A 635-nucleotide genomic window follows, 5' to 3' on the forward strand; every position below is an offset into this window, starting at 1 on the left:
CCGGAGCCGTTATATCCGCTACAACGACTTTCGTTTCTTTACTTACATTTTCTGCTTCATCGGCTGCCGTGACTAAAATCGTTATACCCGCTTTTAGTTGGTCGACAGCTACATCGAATGCACCTTGTTCATCCGCTTCCCCTGTATACTGTTCAGTGCCTGCTTTCACCGTCACCGTCGCATTCGCTTCTGCTTTTCCCGTTACATTGTCACTTTGATCATTGACAGGATTTACTTTTGGCGCATCAGGCGCTATGCCATCCAGAACCGTTGCCTCTGTCGCTTCACTTTCGTTGCCTGCCGCATCTTTCACCGTTACCAACAGCTTGCTTCCTTTCACTGGCATCTTCACACTGACTGAAAACTTCCCTTTTTTATCCGCTTTTCCGGATTTAAGGACTTTCCCATTGTGGGTAACCGTGACGGTCAGACCCGGTTCAGTCGTTCCTGTTACCGCTTTTTGAAGCTCTTTCACCGGATCCACGGTTGGCGCGTCCGGCGCTGTGCCATCCGCTACAACGACTTTCGTTTCTTTACTTACATTTTCTGCTTCATCGGCTGCCGTGACTAAAATCGTTATACCCGCTTTTAGTTGGTCGACAGCTACATCGAATGCACCTTGGTCATTCGCTTCT

At 48.7% G+C, this 635-nt stretch carries 1 protein-coding gene; it reads right to left on the bottom strand.

Annotation, left to right across the window (positions count from 1 at the left end):
- On the bottom strand, positions 1–635 hold a 635-nt coding region (locus tag ACZYRN_RS19225; RefSeq protein ID WP_488913184.1), incomplete at both ends, for an Ig-like domain-containing protein.

The sequence above is a fragment of the Domibacillus sp. F004 genome (assembly GCF_057814295.1).